The sequence below is a fragment of the Micrococcus flavus genome (assembly GCF_014204815.1).
GTDB classification, from domain to species: Bacteria; Actinomycetota; Actinomycetes; order Actinomycetales; family Micrococcaceae; genus Micrococcus; species Micrococcus flavus.
This window is the reverse complement of record NZ_JACHMC010000001.1, coordinates 1081268-1099888: the sequence shown is the minus strand read 5'-3', so window position 1 is coordinate 1099888 and position 18621 is coordinate 1081268. Positions and strand designations below refer to the sequence as shown.

Sequence of the window (18621 nt, the reverse complement as noted above, 5' to 3'; positions counted from 1 at the left end):
AGGGCGGGATACGGTGCACCCATGAGCTCTGACGCCCGCACCGCCCTCGAGGCCCTCACCTCCGCCCTCAACGAGCACCTCGTCGCCGCCCAGAACCGCCGCGGGGAGGACGATCCGGCCGTGGAGGCCGCGTTCTTCGCCGTCGCCGACACCTTCGAGGCCTACGAGGACGCGCTCTACGCCGAGACCGAGGAGGTCACCCCGCTGGACCTCTTCGACGACGAGGAGGAGGACCTCTCCGGCGACGACTGACCGCCGCGCGGGGTCGCGCCCCGGCGGCCCGCCGGCCACGTCCGAGACGCGCGTCACGGCCCCGGGGGACGCTCGGGGCCATGACGTACAGTGACCCCTCGTGACGTGGATCGAAGCAATTATCCTGGGCCTCGTGCAGGGCCTGACCGAGTTCCTGCCCGTCTCCTCCTCCGCGCACCTGCGCATCGTCGGGGAGTTCCTGCCCTCGGCGGCCGACCCCGGGGCGGCGTTCACCGCCATCACCCAGCTCGGCACCGAGCTGGCGGTCCTCATCTACTTCTGGAAGGACATCACCCGGATCGTCGGGCGGTGGTTCCAGGCGCTGGTCGGCCGGATCCCGCACTCCGACCCGGATGTGCGGATGGGCTGGCTGATCATCATCGGCTCCGTGCCGATCGGCGTGCTCGGCCTGCTGCTCGAGGACTGGATCGACACCGAGTTCCGCTCGCTCTGGGTCACGGCCACCATGCTGATCGTGTTCGGCGTGCTCCTGGCCATCGCCGACCGCCTCGGCCGCCAGAGCAAGCCCCTGACAGAGCTCTCGGTCAAGGACGGCGTCCTCTTCGGCTTCGCCCAGGCCCTGGCCCTCATCCCCGGCGTGTCTCGCTCCGGCGGCACCATCACCGCCGGACTCGCCCTCGGCTACACCCGTGAGGCCGCCGCCCGCTACGCGTTCCTGCTCGCCGTGCCCGCGGTCTTCGCCTCCGGCCTCTACAAGCTGGCCCAGGTGATCGCCGAGCCCGGGCAGGAGGGCCCCTACGGCATGGGGGAGACCGCCCTGGCCACCGTGATCGCCTTCGTGGTGGGCTTCGCCGTGATCGCGTGGCTTATGCGGTTCATCACCACCAACTCGTACATGCCGTTCGTCTGGTACCGGATCGCCCTCGGCCTGGGCCTCTACGCCCTGCTCGGCGCCGGCCTGATCTCCGCCTGAGCCCCGCAGCCCCGGCGCCCGCCCGCCCTCGCCCCACCGACGCCCAGAACAGGAGCACCGTGAAGTCCTGGTCCACCCCCGCACCCGCCCCCCTGCCCGTGCAGCCGGACCGCCTGCGGGTCTTCGACACGGCCTCCCAGTCCCTCCGGCATCCCGGCAACGAGGCCGAGCAGGCCTCCCTGTACGTCTGCGGGATCACCCCCTACGACGCCACCCACCTGGGCCACGCCACCACGTACGTCTCCTTCGACCTGCTCCAGCGGTACTGGCGGGCGGCGGGCCTCGAGGTGTCCTACACGCAGAACGTCACGGACGTGGACGACCCGCTGCTGGAGCGGGCGGAGGCCACCGGCGTGGACTGGCGCGCCCTCGCCGAGGACCAGACCGAGCTGTTCCGGACCGACATGGCGGCATTGAACGTGCTCGCGCCGGACCACTACGTGGGCGCGACCGAGGCGATCGGCCTGGTGGTGGACGCCGTGCAGGCGATGCTCGCGGACGGCACCGCCTACCGCGTCCCCGGCCGGGACGGGGAGCCGGACGGCGACGTCTACTTCGACGTGCGCGCGGCCGAGGCCCGGGGTGGCTGGCGCCTGGGGGAGATCGGCGCCCTGAGCCCGGCCGAGATGGCCGAGGTGTTCCCCGAGCGCGGCGGCGACCCCGACCGGCCGGGCAAGCGCGACCCGCTCGACCCGCTGCTGTGGCGCGTCCACCGGGACGGCGAGCCCGCCTGGGACGGCCGCACCCTCGGCCAGGGACGACCGGGCTGGCACATCGAGTGCTCGGTGATCGCGCGTGAGCACCTCCCGGCCCCCTTCACCGTGCAGGGCGGCGGATCGGACCTGCGCTTCCCGCACCACGAGTTCTCCGCCGCGCACGCCACGGCCGTCGACGGGCGTCCGCTGGCCCGCACCTACCTGCACTCGGGCATGGTCGCCCTGGACGGGCAGAAGATGTCCAAGTCCCTCGGCAACCTCGAGCTCGTCTCCCGGCTGCGCGCCCGCGGCGTCGAGCCGGTGGCGATCCGCGCCGCCCTCCTGGACCGCCACTACCGCTCCGACTGGGAGTGGTCCGAGGACCTGCTGGCCGCCGCCCAGGAGCGCGTGGCCCGCTGGCGCGCCGCCCTCGACGGCCCGCACGCGGGCGCCGGCCGGGCCGTCCTCGCCGCCGCGCACGCGGCCCTGTCCGAGGACCTCGACGCGCCCGCGGCCCTCCGCGTGCTCGACGCATGGGCCGCGGGCGAGCTGACCGGGGAGGCGGAGGGGTCCGGCGAGGACCCGCTCGACCTGGCCGTGGTGGCCGACGCCCTGCTGGGCCTGGTCCTGCGCTGAGCCGGCTCCGCCCTCCCGGGCGGGGTCAGTGCCCGCCTCGGCCGCGCAGGTAGCGCTCGAACTCCCGGGCGATCTCCTCGCCCGAGGCCGCGGGGAGCCCCGCGGCGTCCTGGCTGCGCTCCAGCTGCCGCACGTAGGCGGCCACCTCGGGGTCTTCGCGGGCGAGCTCGTCCACGCCGCGCTGCCAGGCCCGCGCGTCGTCGGCCAGCTCGTGCGTCATGAGGGGCACGTGCAGCAGGTCCTCGACCGCCTCCACGAGTCCCAGCAGGGTCTTCGGCGACGGCGCCTGCGCCACGTAGTGGGGGACCGCGCCCCACAGGGAGATCGAGGCGAACCCGCGGCGCGCGGCCTCGTCCGCCACCACCCCCACGATCCCGGTGGGCCCCTCGTACTCGGGCCGGCCCGCGTCGACGGCCACGCGCACGTCGACGAGCGGCGAGGTGGGCCGCGCGCGCAGGGGGCGGGTGTGCGGGACGTCCGCCAGCAGCGCGCCGAGGGTGAGCACCGCGTCCACGTCCTCGCCGGCGGCCAGGGTCAGCAGCTCGTCCACGAAGGGGCGCCACCGCACGTTCGGCTCCACACCCGAGGCCAGCAGCACACGCAGGCCGTCGGCCGGGGCGTGCTCGTCCACGAGGGGGCGGCCGCGCGCGTCGAGGTGCGTCTCGTGCAGGTCCAGCGCCGGCCACTGCAGCGAGCCCAGTCCGTCCGGATCCCGCCGGACCACGGGCCGGGTCACCTGGTAGTCGTAGTAGTCCCCGTCGCACACCCGGCCGGCCTCCGCCGCGTCCCACTGGGCGCGCAGGGCGGCGAGCGCGCCCGTGGCGGCCTCGCCGGCGTCGTTCCAGCCCTCGAAGGCCACCAGCAGGACCGTGGGCGGCCGGCGGCCCGCCTCGAGGTCGGGCACCGTGGCCGTCAGGTGCGTGCGCAGGGCGCCGAGGCGGTCCTCGACGGCGTCGGCCGGGAGCCCCTCGGCGGGGTCCCGCGGATCCGGGGCGGGTGCATCGGTCATGCCGTCACCCTAGGCGGGCCCGCGTCGCCGGGTCAGCCCCGACGCCCCGGCCCGCCCCCGCGCTCGATAGGATGACCGGCATGTCCGCCTCTGACGTGCACGCCCGCCTGCCCGCCGCCGTGCTGTGGGACATGGACGGGACCCTCGTGGACACCGAGCCGCTGTGGAACGCCGTCCAGCGCCGGCTCGTGGAGGAGCACGGCGGCCGCTGGTCCGAGGGCCTCGCCGCCTCCCTGGTCGGCCGTCCCCTCGACGAGGGCGCCCGCCGACTCCGGGACGCGGGCCTCGACCTCCCGGTGGAGGAGATCATCGCGGTCACCATGGGCGAGGTGGCCCGGGGCGTCGCCGACGCCCCGCCGTGGCGCCCGGGGGCGCTGGAGCTCCTCACCGCCCAGGCCGACGCCGGCGTGCCCGGCGCCCTCGTGACCATGTCCCACGCGCCCCTGGCCCGGGTGCTCGCCGAGCAGGCCCCGGCGGGCGCCCTGCGCGTCGTCGTCACCGGCGACGAGGTGCGGGCGGGCAAGCCCGACCCCGAGGCCTACCGGCTGGCCCTCACCCGCCTGGCGGGGCTCCTCCCCGGCCTCACCGCCGCGGACTGCGTGGCCGTGGAGGACTCCCCGGTGGGCGTCGGCGCCGCCATGGCGGCGGGTCTGCCCACCGTCGGCGTGCCGAGCGTGCTGCCCCTCGCCTCGGGCGCCGCCACCGTCCAGTGGGACACCCTCGCCGGACGCACCCTGGCCGACCTCGCCGCCATCCGGCCGGGCGGCCGCGGATGAGCGCCACCCGCGGCATCAGACTGGGAAGGGTGGCCGGCGCCCCCGTCGTCCTGACCCCCGCCTGGGCCCTCGTGGCGGCGTTCGTGGTCCTGGCGTTCGGCCCCCAGGTCGAACGCGCGCTGCCCCGCCTGGGCGCCGGGGCGTGGCTCGTGGCCGGCGCGTACGCCGTCCTCCTCGCGCTGTCCGTGCTGGTCCACGAGATCGCCCACGCCGTGGTGGGCCGGGCCTTCGGTCAGCGCCCCCACGAGATCGTGCTCACCCTGTGGGGCGGGCACACCCAGTTCCGCGGTGCCCACGCCGGTCCCGGCGGGTCCGTCGCCACCGCCCTGGCCGGACCCGCGGCGAACCTGGTCCTCGCGGCCCTCGCGTGGGGGGCGGGGGAGGCGCTCGACGCCCGCGGGGTGACCGGGCTCCTGCTGGACGTGACGGTGTGGGCCAACCTCCTGCTCGCCGCGTTCAACGCGCTGCCCGGCGCGCCGCTCGACGGCGGCCGCATGGTCGAGTCGGCCGTGTGGGCCGCCACCGGCTCCCGCGACCGCGGCGTGGCCGCCGCCGGCTGGGCCGGCCGGGCGGTCGCCGTCGGCCTGGTCCTCGCCGTCCTCGTCGGACCCCTGCTCCGCGGGGAGCGCCCCGACCTCGTGATGACCGTGCTGCTCGTGTGGGTGGCCCTCACCCTGTGGCGCGGGGCCTCCGAGGCCGTCGAGCGCGGCCGGTGGGGTCGGCGCCTCGAGCGCGTCCGGCTGGACGCGCTGCGCCTGCCCGCCGTCCCGGTGCCGCTGACGGCGTCCGTGGCCGAGGCCCTCGCCGCCGGGGGCGCGTCCGCCGCCCGCGTGGCCGTGGACGACGCCGGCCGGCCCCGCGGCGTCGTCGACCTCACCGCCGTGCAGGCGCTCGACCCGGCCGCCGCGGCCGCCACGCCCGTGACCGCCGTGTGCCGCGCGGTGGGCCCCGAGGCCGTCCTCGACGCCGACGCGCTCCCCGCCGCCGGCGGCGACCTCGTCGCCGCCCTCGCCGCCCTGGATGGCCGCCCCGGCGGATCCGCCCTCACCGAGACCCCCGTGTGGGTGCTCACCGACGCGCACGGCACCGTGCGCGGGGTGCTGCCCCGCGAGACCCTCCTCACCGCGCTCACCGACGCGCGGCCCACCGACCCCCAGGAGCACCGAGCATGACCGACGCCCCCGCGTCCCCCACCCCCGACGAGTCCGACGTGCAGGACGTCCCCGCGGGCGTCACCGCCAGGCGCGGCCCGCTGCGCGCGGGCCAGCGCGTGCAGATCAAGGACGCCAAGGGCCGGCTGAACACCATCACGCTGCTGCCCGGCGGCGAGTTCCACAGCTACCAGGGCGTGCTGCGCCACGACGACCTGATCGGCGGCCCCGAGGGCGTGGTGGTGCAGAACTCCTCCGGGCACGACTACCAGGTGCTGCGCCCCCTGCTGAACGACTTCGTCCTCTCGATGCCCCGCGGCGCCACCGTGGTGTACCCCAAGGACGCCGGGCAGATCGTGCAGCAGGCGGACATCTTCCCCGGCGCCGTGGTCGTCGAGGCCGGCGTCGGCTCCGGCGCGCTGTCCATGTCCCTGCTGCGCGCCGTGGGGGACCACGGCGAGCTGCACTCGTACGAGCGCCGCGCGGAGTTCGCGGAGGTGGCGCGCGGCAACGTCGAGTCCTTCTTCGGCGGCGAGCACCCCGCGTGGTCCATCCACCTCGGCGACGCCCAGGAGGAGATGCTCAGGGTCCACGCCCCGCACTCCGTGGACCGCGTGGTCCTGGACATGCTCGCGCCGTGGGAGTGCCTCGACGCGGTGGCCACGGTCCTGGCCCCGGGTGGGGTGTGGCTGAACTACGTGGCCACCGCCACGCAGCTCTCCCGCGTGGCCGAGGCCATCCGGGAGTCCGGGACGTTCACCGCGGTCCAGGCCAACGAGACGCTCGTGCGGGGCTGGCACCTGGACGGGCTCGCCGTACGCCCCGACCACCGCATGGTGGCCCACACCGGCTTCCTGCTCACCGCGCGCCGCCTGGCCACCGGCGAGGAGGCCCTGATGCTCAAGAAGCGCTCCAAGGTCTCCGAGTTCAAGCCCGAGGACGTGGAGGCCTGGCAGCCCTCGGACGAGTCCCGCTGGACCCCGCAGGCCCTCGGTGAGCGCCCCGTGACGGACAAGAAGGCCCGCAAGGCGGCCAAGGAGGCGCGCCTGCAGGCCCGCCGCGCCCGCGCCGCGGAGCAGGGCGTGGACCCCCGCACCGTGGGCCACGACACCGACGACCAGAGCCGATGACAGGAGCAGCATGACCGAGCACCCCGCCGGCCCCGCCGGCCAGGACGAGTCCGCCCTGCGGCGCCGCCTCGAGGAGGCCCGCGAGCTGCTGCGTCAGGAGCAGGCCCGGGCCGAGCGCCTGCAGCACCAGCTCGACGCCGCCCAGCGCCACGGCGCGCAGCTCTCCGAGCGCCGCCGCGAGGCGAAGGCCCAGCTGGACACGGCCGCCCGCAACAACCGCCGCATGGTGGAGCTGCTCGAGGCGACCCGCGGCGAGATCACCACCCTCAAGGACGCCCTCGACGCCACCACGAAGCCGCCCTTCACGTTCGCCCGCCTCGAGGCGGTGCTCGTCCCGCGCGAGCCCGCGGAGGGCGTGGAGACGGGTGCCGTCGTGCGCGGCGGCGCGGACGTGGTCCAGAACGGCCGGCGCCTCCGGGTGGGCGTGTCCCCGCTGCTCGACCCCGCGCGTCTGACCCCCGGCGCCGAGGTCCTGCTGGACGAGTCGAGCACCGTCGTCGGGGTCGCGGACGCCAGCCCCGCGGGACAGCTGCTGCGCGTGAAGGAGGTCCTCGCCACCGGCGACCTCGTGCTCGCCGGCAGCGCGGACGAGGAGCGCCTGGTGCGCCGGGCCCCCGCCCTCGAGGACGTGCCGCTGCGCCATGGGGACGCCGTCACGGTGGACCCGCGGATCGAGTGGGCGCTGCGCCGTGTGGAGCTCTCCGAGGTGGACGACGTCCTCCTCGAGGAGGTCCCGGACGTGACGTTCGAGGACATCGGCGGCCTCGGCCCGCAGATCGAGCGCATCCGCGAGGCCGTGGAGATCCCCTTCCTGCACCCCGAGGTGTACCGCGAGCACGGACTGCGCGCGCCGAAGGGCATCATGCTCTACGGCCCGCCCGGCACCGGCAAGACCATGCTCGCCAAGGCCGTGGCCAACGCCCTGTCCGCGCGCTCCGCGGACGGCTCCCGGTCCTTCTTCCTCAACATCAAGGGGCCCGAGCTGCTGAACAAGTACGTGGGCGAGACCGAGCGGCAGATCCGGATCATCTTCGACCGCGCCCGCGAGCGCGCCGCCGCCGGTTTCCCCGTGGTGGTGTTCTTCGACGAGATGGAGTCCCTGTTCCGCACGCGCGGCTCGGGGGTGTCCTCGGACGTGGAGACCACGATCGTCCCGCAGCTGCTGGCCGAGATCGACGGCGTCGAGTCCCTCGACAACGTCATCGTGATCGGCGCGTCCAACCGCGAGGACATGATCGACCCGGCCGTGCTGCGCCCGGGCCGCCTGGACGTGAAGATCCGGGTGGACCGCCCGGACGCGCGGGGCGCGGTGGACATCATGGCGCGCCACCTCACGGACGACGTCCCCCTGCACGCGGACGAGGTGGCCGCCGCCGGGGACGCCGAGCAGGCCCGCGAGGACCTGATCGCCGCGGCCGTGACGGCGCTGTACGAGCGCTCGCCCCGCACGGCGCTGGCCGAGCTCACGGACGTCACGGGCGCGGCGCACACGCTGCACCTGGCGGACCTGGTCTCGGGCGCCGTCGTGGCGGACGTGGTGGACCGCGCCAAGCGCTCCGCCGTGCGCGACCTGCTGGCCGCGGACCTGGCCGACGACGCCCGCGGCCTGCGGCAGAACCATCTGCTGGACGCGGTGGACGCGGTGCTGGCCGACCAGGCGGACCTGCTGGCCACGGTGGCGCCGGGGGAGTGGGCCCGCACCTCGGGCTGGCGCGGCCCCCGCCTGGCGGGCCTGCGGATGCTGCCCGGCTCGGCGGCCGGGGCCGGCGCATGAGCGCCCCGGGACGCCTGCCCGGCGGGATCGGCGCCGCCCCCTCCGGCACGACGCCGGCCGGCACCCCCGCCTTCGACGGCCAGCGCCGGCTGTTCCCACCGGAGGTGACCGCCCCTCCGCTCGGCCGGGACGCCGCCGGCTGGGGCGTGCACCGCGTCATGGGCACCGAGACCGAGTTCGGGATCCACGCGCCCGCCAACCCGGGGGCGCACCACAGCGTGCTCTCGGTGGAGCTGGTCAACGCGTACGCGGACCTGGTGACCCACGGCGGCGGCGCCGTGGCGGGCACGGAGTGGGACTACGCGGGGGAGTCCCCGCTCGTGGACGCCCGCGGTTGGCGCATGCCCCGCTCGGCGGCCCACCCCTCGCAGCTCACGGACCAGGCCCTCGTGGGCCCGGACGGCGAGCCGGTCCACCTGCTGCTGTCCACCGTGCTGCCCAACGGAGCGCGCTGGTACGTGGACCACGCCCACCCGGAGTACTCCTCGCCGGAGACCGCCTCCCCGCGCGAGGCCATGGTGTGGGACGCGGCGGGGGACCGGGTCGCCCAGGCCGCCGCCGAGCACATCGGCGCCGCCGAGGGCGCCCCCGAGGTGCTGGTGTACAAGAACAACACGGACGGCAAGGGCCGCTCGTACGGCACCCACGAGAACTACCTCGTGGCGCGCGCCCTCGACTTCGAGGAGCTGACCGCGGTGCTGCTGCCGTTCTTCGCGGCCCGGCAGGTGCTCGTGGGCGCCGGGCGCGTGGGCCTGGGCCCCGAGGGGAAGCGGGCCGGGTTCCAGCTCTCCCAGCGCGCGGACTTCTTCGAGGAGCAGGTGGGCCTGGAGACCACCGTCCGCCGGCCGATCGTGAACACCCGCGACGAGCCGCACGCCAGCGCGCACGCCTACCGGCGCCTGCACGTGATCATCGGCGACGCCACCCTGAGCCAGCACGCCACGTGGCTGCGCCTGGGGATGACGTCGCTCGTCCTGGCGCTGGCGGAGGCGGGCACCGCTCCGCGACTGCGCCTGGCCGACCCCGTGGCCGCGCTCCAGGCCATCAGCCACGATTCCACGCTCCGGGTGCGCGTCCCCGTATGGGCGACCGACGACGACGGCACGCGCCGGACGGAGATGTCCGGGCTCGAGATCCTGGGCGCCTACCATCGCGCCGCGGCGGAGCACTGCGCGCGCTTCGGCGTCACCGACACCGAGACCGCGGACGTGCTCGCGGCGTGGGGTCAGGACCTGGCCGACGCCGCCGAGGATCCGCTGTCCCTGGCGGACCGGGCCGACTGGGCCGCGAAGCTGCGTGTCCTCGAGGGTCTGCGCGCCCGGGGCGGGCTGTCCTGGGACGACCCGCGCCTGGCGATGGTGGACCTGCAGTACGCGGACCTGCGCCCGGCGAAGTCCCTGCACGCCCGCCTCGTGGCCGCCGGCGCCCTGCGTGTGCTCGCCTCGGAGGAGGAGGTCGCGGCCGCCGTCAGGACCCCGCCGGCGAGCACCCGGGCGTGGACGCGCGGCAACCTCGTCCGTCGCCACGGGGACCTCGTGGCCGGCGCCGCGTGGGAGTCCGTACTCCTGCGCGCCGGGGGAGAGGACGCCCGCATCCACCGGCTGCACCTCGCCGAGCCCCTCGTGGGCGCGGCGGAGGACCTGCCCGGCTGGTGGGACGGGGCCGGCGAGGGCCCCTCGGCACGGGAGCTCGCCGCCACCCTCGTGCCGTTGCTGCGCCGGGACTGACCGCGCGGGCCCGTCGGCCGGCCCAGGGGGGCCGCGGACGTTGACCCCGGCGTCCGGGGAGGCGACCGTGGATCGGAGGATCCCAGGTCAGAGAGGCAGTCCCATGTTCATCCCGCGCGTCGCCGACGGCGTCCACCTGCTCACCCACGCCCATGTGAACGTCTACCTCGTCGAGGACGAGGACGGCCTCACGCTCGTGGACGCCGGCCTGCCGAGCATGTGGCCGATGCTGGGCGAGGCCCTCGAGCAGATCGGCCGACGGCCCCAGGAGATCGCCGCCCTCCTGCTGACCCACGGGCACTTCGACCACGTCGGGTTCGCCCGGCGCGCGCACCGCGAATGGGGGGTGCCCGTCCACGTCCATCCGGGGGACCGCCGGCTGGCCCGGCACCCCTACCGCTACCGCCCGGAGCGCAACCGTCTCCTGTACCCGCTCACCCACCCGCGGTCCCTGCCCGTGCTCGGCGGGATGGCGGCCGCGGGTGCCCTGACGGTCCGCGGGGTGGGGGACACCCGCGGTCTGGAGGCCGGTCGGGTGGCGGAGGTCCCCGGCCGGCCCGAGGTGATCCACACCCCGGGCCACACGGCCGGCCACGTGGTCCTGCACCTCCCGGACCGCGACGCCGTCATCACGGCCGACGCCCTGGTCACCCTCGACCCGTACACCGCGCGGACCGGCCCGCAGATCGTGGCCTCCGCGGCGACGGCCGACACCGCCGCCGACCTGGACTCCCTCGACGCGATCGCCGCCACGGGGGCGGGGACGCTGCTCCCCGGGCATGGCGGACCCTGGCACGGCGGGGCCGCCGAGGCCGTCCGCCGGGCGCGACAGGAGGGGGCCCACTGACCCCGGCCCGGCCGGTCAGCCCGTGATGAGCTCGCGCACGCGTCCCACGAGGGCGTCGACGCGGCCGGCGAGTTCCTCGGCGCGGCCGATGCGCTCCCGCAGGTCCGCGGAGCGCTCGTCGTCCTTCAGCGGCGCCAGGTTCGTCTCGAGGGTCACGACGGCGGCCGTCAGGCCGGCGCGCGCGCATCCCAGTGCCGTGCCGACGTCGGAGAGGGTGTTCGGGTTGCCGTCCTCGAGGACCTCCTCGGCCTCCCGGAGGAGGCGCTCGACCGCGTCGACGATCGCCACGGGCGGGCGGACCGCCTCGGCCAGGGCCTCCTGGATGGCCGCCGACCGGTCCGCCCGCTCCTGATCGGACCCCCGCGACAGGCCGAAGGCCTCGGCGACCGCCCCGAAACCCCGTTCGTCCTCGTCGGCCACCGCGAGGCAGACCCGGATGAGGTCGCCGCACCGCCGGGACACGTCGTCTCGGTCCGAGTAGCGGGCGGCCATGGAGACCAGGCCGGCGCCCTCGGCCACGGCGAGCGCCCCCGTGGCGCCTCCGCCGGGCGTCGGGTCCCCCGAGGCCAGGCGCTGCAGGTATCCCTCGATGCTCTCGTGTCGGATCATGCGCCCATCCTGGCACGCGGCCCGAGCGTCCGCCCGGGTCAGACTCGCTCCCACGAGGCGACGGGGCCGTCCTCGAGCTCGAAGAGGGGGTGCAGGTCCGGGACCGCCACGTGCTCCCAGCGCGCCAGCCACTCCGGGCTGCGGTCGGCGAGCTTGGCCCGCAGATGGGCCCACTCGTGGTCCCGCTGGCCGGTGGACGCCGGGATCGGGGCCAGCCGGAAGGGCAGGACCAGCTCGCCGGGGGCGCCGTCGGCGTCGGGCGCGGCGTCCAGGGGCCGGTCGATGCGGGAGACGTCGAACCGGTACCCGCGGGCGGTCGCCTCGAGGACGATCCCGGACAGGAACGCGCCGATCGCCGCCGCCGGGTCCCCGTGGTCCCGGAACCGCTCGAGCTGGGGGTGGTTCCGATAGCCCTTCGTGCGGCGCGCGAGGGCGGCCTGGGCCAGAAGCGCCTCCCGCCACGCGCCGGTGAGGCCCTGTCGGTCGAGGAGTCTCGGGTGCAGGGTCCACAGTCGCATGGCCCCATCCTGGCATCCCGGGGACCGCCTCGGCGTAGGGTCGAGGGGAGCAGCGGGTCCGCCCGGCCCGTCCCGACCCCAGGAGGAGCACCATGTCCCAGGAGCAGATCCGCCCCCGTCCCGCCGGCGGCGACGACGACGCCCCCGCCCCAGGCCAGGCCCAGGTCAAGGCCCAGACCCAGGACACCGGCCTGGACGGCCTCCTGGACGAGATCGACGCGGTGCTGGAGACCAACGCCGAGGAGTTCGTCAAGGGCTTCGTGCAGAAGGGCGGCCAGTGACCCCCGAGGCACGGCGGATCATGGGCCTGGAGACCGAGTACGGGGTCCAGCACTGGAATCCCGCCGCCCGGCCCCTGAGCGCCGAGGAGGTGGTGCGCTACCTCTTCCGCCCCGTGCTCGAGTGGGGTCGCTCGTCCAACGTGTTCGTCTCCAACGGCTCGCGCCTGTACCTGGACGTGGGCTCGCACCCGGAGTACGCCACGGCGGAGTGCTCCACCCTGGACGAGCTCATCGCCTCGGACGCCGCGGGCGACCGGATCCTGCAGGACCTGATCGGCCGGGCCGAGGCCGCCCTGGCCGCGGACGGGATCGGCGGGTCCCTGCACCTCTACCGCAACAACGCCGACTCCTCCGGCAGCTCGTACGGCTCCCATGAGAACTACCTGCTGCGCCGCCGCACGGAGTACCGCCGCCTCACCGAGGCGCTCGTGCCGTTCCTGGTCTCCCGGCAGATCCTGGTCGGCGCCGGGCGCGTGGTGCCGGCGGGGACATGGCCCGAGGGCACGGGGGAAGCGCACTTCGCGTTCTCCCAGCGCGCCGACTTCGTCCAGGAGGGCGTGTCCTCCTCGACCACCCGGTCCCGCCCCATCATCAACACCCGCGACGAGCCGCACGCGGACGCCTCCCTGTACCGGCGCCTGCACGTGATCGTGGGGGACACCAACCTCTCCGAGCCCACGCACCTGCTGCGCTTCGGGGCCACGGACCTGATGCTGCGCATGATCGAGGCGGGCTTCCCGCTGGGCGACCACCGCGTCACCCACCCGACGCTGGCCGTGCGGCAGGTCTCGCACGACCTGACGGGCACCGCCCGGATCGCCCTGCGCGAGGGCGAGGCCAGCGCCCTGGACCTGCAGAGCCACTACCTCGAGGCGGCGCACCGGTTCGTCGACGCCGAGGGCGCGCACCACGAGCGGGTGGCCGAGGTCCTGGACCTGTGGGGCACCGTGCTCGACGCCGTCCGGTCGCAGGACTTCGGCCCGATCGAGGACACGATCGACTGGGCGGTCAAGCTGCGCCTGCTCGAGCGGTTCCGCGAGCGCGACGGCCTCGACTGGTCGGCCCCCCGGATCGCGCAGCTGGACCTGGCCTTCCACGACATCGCCCCCGGCCAGGGGCTCTTCGCGATGCTGCGGGAGCGCGGCGCCGTGCGCCGGGTCCTGCCGGAGGGCGCGGCCGCGGCCGCCGTCGACGCGGCCCCGACCACCACGCGCGCGGCGGTGCGGGCGGAGTTCATCGCCCGGGCCCGCGAGCGCGGGATGGACTACGCGGTGGACTGGACCACGCTCAAGCTCGTCGACCATCCCCTGCACACGATCAGTCTCAAGGACCCGTTCGACACCGCCCTCGACGCCGTGGACGCCCTGTTCGCGCGCGTCGGCTGAGGCGGTGTCTGGACAGCGTCGGTAGGGTGGGCGCCATGACCTCCATCGTTCCCTCCGTCGCGGCTCCGCGCCGCCGTCGCCGTCCCCTGACCGCCCTGACCCTCGGCGCGGCCGGCCTACTGCTGGCCACCGCGTGCAGCGCGGGCGAGTCCGAGGAGGGCGCCTCGTCCTCGGAGGGCCAGGGGTCGGCGTCGTCGTCCGCGGCCGAGCAGTCCTCCACCTCGCCCGCGACCGAGGGCGCCGGCCAGGGCGATCCCGCGGCCCTGGACGGGGTGTCCGTCACCGTGGCCGAGGACGGCACGCCGAGCGTCGCCGTGGGCGACGGCGTGGAGACGGACCAGCCGACCACCCGTGTCCTGGACGCCGGCGAGGAGCAGAAGCTCGGGCGCGGCTCGATCGCGAAGCTGCACTACCTGTCCGCGGATCCGGCCACGGGCGACGTCCAGGCGGAGTCGTTCACGCAGGACCCGCAGACCGTCGTCCTGGACGACCAGCTGAAGCAGGCGAACCCGGAGATGTACGAGCTGCTCACGGGCGTGGGCGTGGGCGGGCAGATCGCCGCCTACGTGCCGTCCCAGGAGGTGCCCGCCCCGGCCGCGCCGTCGGCCTCGGCGGGCGCGTCGGCGTCGACCACCAGCGTGCCGGCCCAGCTGTTCGTCTACTCGGTCGCCGGGCAGGTGCCTTCGCAGGCCCAGGGCGAGGAGGTCGCCGAGCGCGACGAGCGCCTGCCCGAGGTCACCGTCCAGGACGGCCGCCCCGTCATCGCGACGCCCGAGGGCGAGGCCCCGGAGACGCTCGTCGTCCAGCCCCTCATCCAAGGTGAGGGCCGCGAGGTCGCCGCGGAGGACGCCGTGACCGTGCATTACACGGGCGTGACGTGGTCCGAGGGGGCCACCTTCGACTCGTCGTGGGAGCGCGGCGCCCCGACGACGTTCCCGCTCTCCGGCGTGATCGAGGGCTGGTCGAAGGGCCTGGAGGGCCAGAAGGTCGGTTCCCGCGTGCTGATCTCGATCCCCTCCGAGCAGGCCTACGGCGAGCAGGGCTCCCCGCCGGACATCGGGCCGAACGAGGACCTGCTGTTCGTCGTCGACATCCTCGACGCCCAGGCCCCGGCCCCCCAGAACTGACCCACCCACCCCGACCCCAGGAGGAGACACCATGTCCTTCGGACAGCGCGACTACGACCGCACCAAGCCCGAGATCGACTTCCCCGGCGACACCCCGCCCGAGGAGCTCGTCGTCGAGGACCTGATCGAGGGCTCCGGCCCCGCCGTGGAGCGCGGCTCCCGCGTCCAGGTCCACTACGTGGGCGTGGCCTGGTCCACCGGCGAGGAGTTCGACGCCTCGTGGAACCGCGGCACCCCGCTGCCGCTGACGGTGGGCGTCGGCCAGGTCATCGCCGGCTGGGACCAGGGCCTGCTCGGGATGAAGGTGGGCGGCCGCCGTCGCCTCGAGATCCCGCCGCACCTGGGCTACGGGGCGCAGGGCGCCGGCTCGGCGATCGGGCCGAACGAGACCCTGATCTTCGTGTGCGACCTGGTCTCGGTCGACTGACCCGGCACGTGGCATGACCGTCGCCCGGCCCCGCTCCGCGGACGAGCCCGCCGAACGGATCATCTCCCTGCTGTGGCTGCTGCTCCACGAGCCGCGCGGCTACGCCCGGGAGCAGATCCGGCGGCTCGTCGTGGGGTACGAGGGGCTGAGCGACGGCGCGTTCGAGAAGCTCTTCCAGCGGGACCGCCGCGCGCTGCGCGCCGTCGGGGTCCCGCTCACCGTGGTCGGCGGCGAGGACGCGGACGACGACGACGGCCCCCGCTACCGGGTGGACCGCGACTCCCTCCTGCTGCAGGACCTGGACCTCACCCTCGACGAGCGCCGCGCCCTCGTGCGCGCCCGCCGGCTCTGGGGGGACTCGCCGCTGCGGGACGAGGTGGTCCGCGCCGTGGGGGTGCTCCTGCACCCCGGCGAGCTCTCGGGCCAGGATGAGCTCGAGGGCTATCACACGGTGATGCCCCGGGCCGATCCCCGCCTCGAGGCGCTGACGGAGGCCGCCGCCGAGCAGGCCCTCGTGCGCTTCGCCTACCGGGACGCCGCCGGCGCCCTGACCGAGCGCACCGTGCGGGCCTGGCTGCTCACCCTGGTGCGCGGCCGGTGGTACCTCACCGGGTGGGACGTGGACCGGGAGGCCGAGCGCTCGTTCCGGCTCTCCCGCCTCGAGTCCGCCCCCGTGGTCCTCGAGCAGGCCCCCTCCGCGGCGGCCCGCCGCGCCCCCCGACGCCCTGCGGACCTGGACCACGCCGCCCTGCGCGCCCGCCTGGCCGGACGCGCCGAGGCCGAGACCGTCCGCGTGTGGCTGGCCCCCGGACGCGGTCAGGGGTTCCGGGTGGCTGGCCGCCCGGTGGATCCCCGCCCGGCCGACGGATCCGCCCCCGGCGAGGGCTGGGAGCTGTGGGAGGCCGCCACCGGCCGCACCGAGGACGGCGTGGTGGCCGAGGCCGCCACGGCCGCCGGGCACGTGCTCTTCCCCGCCTCGGAGCCCGAGCCGGCCCGCCGCCTGGCCGCGGCCCTCACCGCCGCCGCGGAGCTGCACGCCGGGCCCGCCGACCCCGGGTGCGCCGACGTCCGCCTGAGCGCGCCGGTCCGGCGCCGCGTGCGCACCTCGAGCGAGGACCTCGTGGGCCGCCTCCTGGACATCGTGGGCCTGGCCAACCGCTCCGAGGGCATCGACCGCGCGGAGCTGCGGGACCGGCTCGGCGTGTCCGAGGCGGACCTGGGCCGGGACCTGGAGGTGCTGCGCTACTGCGGCATGCCCGAGCGCGAGTTCCCCGGGTTCCAGTTCGACGTGGACGAGGCCGACGGGCGGGTGTACGTCCACCAGGCCGCGGAGCTCGCCGGCCCCGTGCGGCTGACCCTGCCGGAGGCCCACACCCTGGTGGCCACCCTGCAGACGGTGGCCGAGATGACCGTCCTGACCGACGCCGACCGCGACGCCGCCCGCTCCGCTCAGCGCCGGATCCGGGCCTCCCTCGCGGACGCCGGCCAGGACGTGGCCGACGACGCCCCCGCGGCCTCGGTCGGGGACGGCGCATCGATCGCGGACGAGGGCGCCGTCGTCGCCCACTGGGACGTGGCCGTGGACCCGGAGACCGTGCGGACGCTGCTCGCGGCCATCGCCGAGCGCGCCGTGCTGCGTGTGCAGTACCACGGGGTACGCACGGACGAGGTGACGGATCGGGACGTGGAGCCGCTCGCCGTGGTGCAGGAGCGCACCCGCCTGTACCTGCAGGCCTGGTGCCGCCGCGCCGAGGGGCTGCGCGTCTTCCGCGCGGACCGGGTGGGCGCGGTCCAGCGCACGGGGGAGACGTTCCGGCCTCGCGCACGCCCCGGCCGCTGGCGACTGCATCCCGAGGGGGAGGGGGTCTCCGCGCTGGTGCGCTGGGACCACGCCGTCCGCGACGCCGCCGAGGCCTACCGCCCCACGGCGGCCGCCACGCTGGAGGACGGCACCGCCCTGACCCGGCTGACGCTGCTGGACGAGGAGGCTGCCGTCGCCCTGGCCGCCCGTCACGGCGGACGCGTCGAGGTGGTCGAGCCCGTGGACCTCCGCGACGCCGTCGCGGCGCGCCTCGAGGGGGCCGCCCGGCGTGCCCGCGGCGCGGTAGCCTAGACCGCAGGACCCCCGTCGAAAGGACCACCCATGTTCGCTGGACTGAACGGATGGCAGCTCGTCATCATCATCGTGCTCGTGGTGCTGCTCTTCGCGGCCCCGAAGCTCCCCTCCATGGCCCGCAACCTCGGCCAGTCCATGCGCATCTTCTCCTCGGAGGTGAAGCAGATGCGCACCGAGGACAAGGAGCGCAAGGCCGACGTCGACACCTCGGGTGCCGGCTCCCACCCCGCTGAGCCGGTCGAGCCGGTGGAGGGCCGCGTCGTCGACCGCGACGACCGCGACGTCCGCTGACGCCCGGGAGACCGACCCCATGACCACGGTGGAGGAGACGGCGCGCCGGCGGCGGCGCGGCAGCCGACGGGCCAAGAACCCGAACGGCGAGATGCCGCTGCGCGAGCACCTCGCGGAGCTGCGCAACCGCATCGTCAAGTCCCTCCTCGCCGTCGCCCTCGGGGCGGTCGGGGGGTTCTTCCTGTACCAGCCGCTCATGGCCGCCCTGACGCGGCCCGTCAAGGAGGCCGCCGACGCCGGCGCCCTGGCGGCGGTGTCCTTCACCACGATCGCGTCGCCCTTCGACATGATGCTCAAGGTGGCGCTGTTCATCGGTGTGGTCGTCTCCAGCCCGATCTGGCTGTACCAGGCGTGGGCGTTCGTCGCCCCCGGCCTGAAGCGCACGGAGAAGAAGTACGCCGTCGCCTTCCTCGCCGCCGCCGTGCCCCTGTTCCTGCTGGGCGTCGCCCTGGGCTGGCTCGTCATGCCGCAGGCGGTCCTGTTCTTCATCGGCTTCACCCCGGACGGCTTCGCGAACTTCCCCGACGCGCAGACCTACATCGACTTCCTCCTGCGGCTCTTCCTCGCCTTCGGCGTGGCCATGCTGCTTCCGGTGGTGCTGGTGGGCCTCAACATGCTGGGCGTGCTGCCGGCCGCGACGATCCTCAAGCACTGGCGCATCACCGTGTTCGTCATCGCCCTCATCGCCGCCCTGGCCGCTCCCGGCGGCGACGCGATCACCATGTTCTACCTCGCGGCGCCGCTGTTCCTGCTGTTCGGCCTCGCGATCCTGCTGTGCTGGGTCAACGACCGTCGGCGCGCCCGCACGGCCGCGAAGCACGCGGTGGACCTCGAGGCGGAGATCGCCGCCGGCCCCCGCCCCCTGAACGAGATCTGACGCCGCACCGCCCCACCGACGACGCCACCCGCGCCCCGCCCCGTTCGCCCGGAGCGGGG

The 18621-nt window shown here is 75.5% G+C and carries 19 protein-coding genes; 16 read left to right on the top strand and 3 right to left on the bottom strand.

Annotated features, from left to right (window positions below; all coding sequences use genetic code 11):
* Nucleotides 1-21: 21 nt before the first annotated feature.
* From BJ976_RS05090 to mshC, 3 genes are all read left to right on the top strand, one after another.
* A complete protein-coding gene (locus BJ976_RS05090) occupies nucleotides 22-252 on the top strand; it encodes a hypothetical protein (protein ID WP_135027469.1) in 231 nt (76 codons plus the stop codon).
* Between the two features lie 100 nt (nucleotides 253-352).
* Nucleotides 353-1186 (top strand): undecaprenyl-diphosphate phosphatase, encoded by an 834-nt coding sequence (locus BJ976_RS05085; RefSeq protein WP_135027466.1) that lies wholly within the window; start codon nucleotides 353-355, stop codon nucleotides 1184-1186.
* A gap of 59 nt (nucleotides 1187-1245) precedes the next feature.
* Nucleotides 1246-2517 carry a cysteine--1-D-myo-inosityl 2-amino-2-deoxy-alpha-D-glucopyranoside ligase gene (gene mshC, locus BJ976_RS05080; protein ID WP_135027464.1) on the top strand — a complete coding sequence of 424 codons (1272 nt, stop codon included), beginning with the start codon at nucleotides 1246-1248 and terminating at the stop codon, nucleotides 2515-2517.
* Between the two features lie 25 nt (nucleotides 2518-2542).
* Here the strand turns inward: mshC and BJ976_RS05075 are convergent, their stop codons facing one another.
* The gene (locus tag BJ976_RS05075) at nucleotides 2543-3526 is read right to left on the bottom strand and encodes a proteasome assembly chaperone family protein (RefSeq protein WP_135027462.1); all 984 of its coding nucleotides are present in this window, start codon (nucleotides 3524-3526) and stop codon (nucleotides 2543-2545) included.
* An 80-nt stretch (nucleotides 3527-3606) separates the two neighbouring features.
* Here BJ976_RS05075 and BJ976_RS05070 point away from each other — a divergent pair, with 80 nt between their 5' ends.
* The 6 genes from BJ976_RS05070 (at nucleotide 3607) to BJ976_RS05045 (ending at nucleotide 10931) form a co-directional block, all read left to right on the top strand.
* Entirely contained in the window at nucleotides 3607-4302 is a 696-nt protein-coding gene (locus BJ976_RS05070) for an HAD family hydrolase (RefSeq protein WP_229667047.1), read from the top strand.
* Between the two features lie 29 nt (nucleotides 4303-4331).
* Entirely contained in the window at nucleotides 4332-5474 is a 1143-nt protein-coding gene (locus BJ976_RS05065; protein WP_229667046.1) for a site-2 protease family protein, read from the top strand.
* Nucleotides 5471-6583: a tRNA (adenine-N1)-methyltransferase gene (locus BJ976_RS05060; protein ID WP_135027457.1), complete on the top strand. Its 1113-nt coding sequence runs from the start codon at nucleotides 5471-5473 to the stop codon at nucleotides 6581-6583. The genes BJ976_RS05065 and BJ976_RS05060 overlap by 4 nt, the downstream gene beginning before the upstream one ends.
* A gap of 10 nt (nucleotides 6584-6593) precedes the next feature.
* Nucleotides 6594-8357 carry a proteasome ATPase gene (gene arc / locus BJ976_RS05055; protein ID WP_135027455.1) on the top strand — a complete coding sequence of 588 codons (1764 nt, stop codon included), beginning with the start codon at nucleotides 6594-6596 and terminating at the stop codon, nucleotides 8355-8357.
* On the top strand, nucleotides 8354-10084 hold the full coding sequence (gene dop, locus BJ976_RS05050) for a depupylase/deamidase Dop (protein WP_135027453.1): 1731 nt from the start codon (nucleotides 8354-8356) through the stop codon (nucleotides 10082-10084). The genes arc and dop overlap by 4 nt, the downstream gene beginning before the upstream one ends.
* 103 nt (nucleotides 10085-10187) lie before the next feature.
* A complete protein-coding gene (locus BJ976_RS05045) occupies nucleotides 10188-10931 on the top strand; it encodes an MBL fold metallo-hydrolase (protein WP_135027451.1) in 744 nt (247 codons plus the stop codon).
* 15 nt (nucleotides 10932-10946) lie between these two features.
* Here BJ976_RS05045 and BJ976_RS05040 read toward each other — a convergent pair whose 3' ends face one another.
* Entirely contained in the window at nucleotides 10947-11540 is a 594-nt protein-coding gene (locus BJ976_RS05040; RefSeq protein WP_135027449.1) for a cyclodeaminase/cyclohydrolase family protein, read from the bottom strand.
* Nucleotides 11541-11578: 38 nt separating this feature from the next.
* Complete coding sequence (locus BJ976_RS05035; RefSeq protein ID WP_135027447.1) at nucleotides 11579-12058, bottom strand: pyrimidine dimer DNA glycosylase/endonuclease V; 480 nt, start codon at nucleotides 12056-12058, stop codon at nucleotides 11579-11581.
* Between the two features lie 92 nt (nucleotides 12059-12150).
* Between BJ976_RS05035 and BJ976_RS05030 the strand changes: the two genes are divergently transcribed.
* From BJ976_RS05030 to tatC, 7 genes are read left to right on the top strand one after another with little or no spacing between them, the layout of a single operon-like run.
* Nucleotides 12151-12339, top strand: a complete 189-nt coding sequence (locus BJ976_RS05030) for a ubiquitin-like protein Pup (protein ID WP_135027445.1) — start codon at nucleotides 12151-12153, stop codon at nucleotides 12337-12339.
* A 20-nt stretch (nucleotides 12340-12359) separates the two neighbouring features.
* Nucleotides 12360-13724 (top strand): Pup--protein ligase, encoded by a 1365-nt coding sequence (gene pafA, locus BJ976_RS05025; protein ID WP_135028470.1) that lies wholly within the window; start codon nucleotides 12360-12362, stop codon nucleotides 13722-13724.
* 35 nt (nucleotides 13725-13759) lie between these two features.
* On the top strand, nucleotides 13760-14851 hold the full coding sequence (locus BJ976_RS05020; protein ID WP_135027443.1) for an FKBP-type peptidyl-prolyl cis-trans isomerase: 1092 nt from the start codon (nucleotides 13760-13762) through the stop codon (nucleotides 14849-14851).
* 31 nt (nucleotides 14852-14882) lie between these two features.
* Entirely contained in the window at nucleotides 14883-15278 is a 396-nt protein-coding gene (locus BJ976_RS05015) for an FKBP-type peptidyl-prolyl cis-trans isomerase (RefSeq protein WP_135027441.1), read from the top strand.
* A 13-nt stretch (nucleotides 15279-15291) separates the two neighbouring features.
* Nucleotides 15292-17391, top strand: a complete 2100-nt coding sequence (locus tag BJ976_RS05010; protein WP_135027440.1) for a helix-turn-helix transcriptional regulator — start codon at nucleotides 15292-15294, stop codon at nucleotides 17389-17391.
* Nucleotides 17392-17421: 30 nt separating this feature from the next.
* The gene (tatA, locus tag BJ976_RS05005; protein WP_135027438.1) at nucleotides 17422-17685 is read left to right on the top strand and encodes a Sec-independent protein translocase subunit TatA; all 264 of its coding nucleotides are present in this window, start codon (nucleotides 17422-17424) and stop codon (nucleotides 17683-17685) included.
* Nucleotides 17686-17704: 19 nt separating this feature from the next.
* Nucleotides 17705-18562 carry a twin-arginine translocase subunit TatC gene (gene tatC, locus BJ976_RS05000; protein ID WP_135027436.1) on the top strand — a complete coding sequence of 286 codons (858 nt, stop codon included), beginning with the start codon at nucleotides 17705-17707 and terminating at the stop codon, nucleotides 18560-18562.
* The last annotated feature ends 59 nt before the right edge of the window (nucleotides 18563-18621 follow it).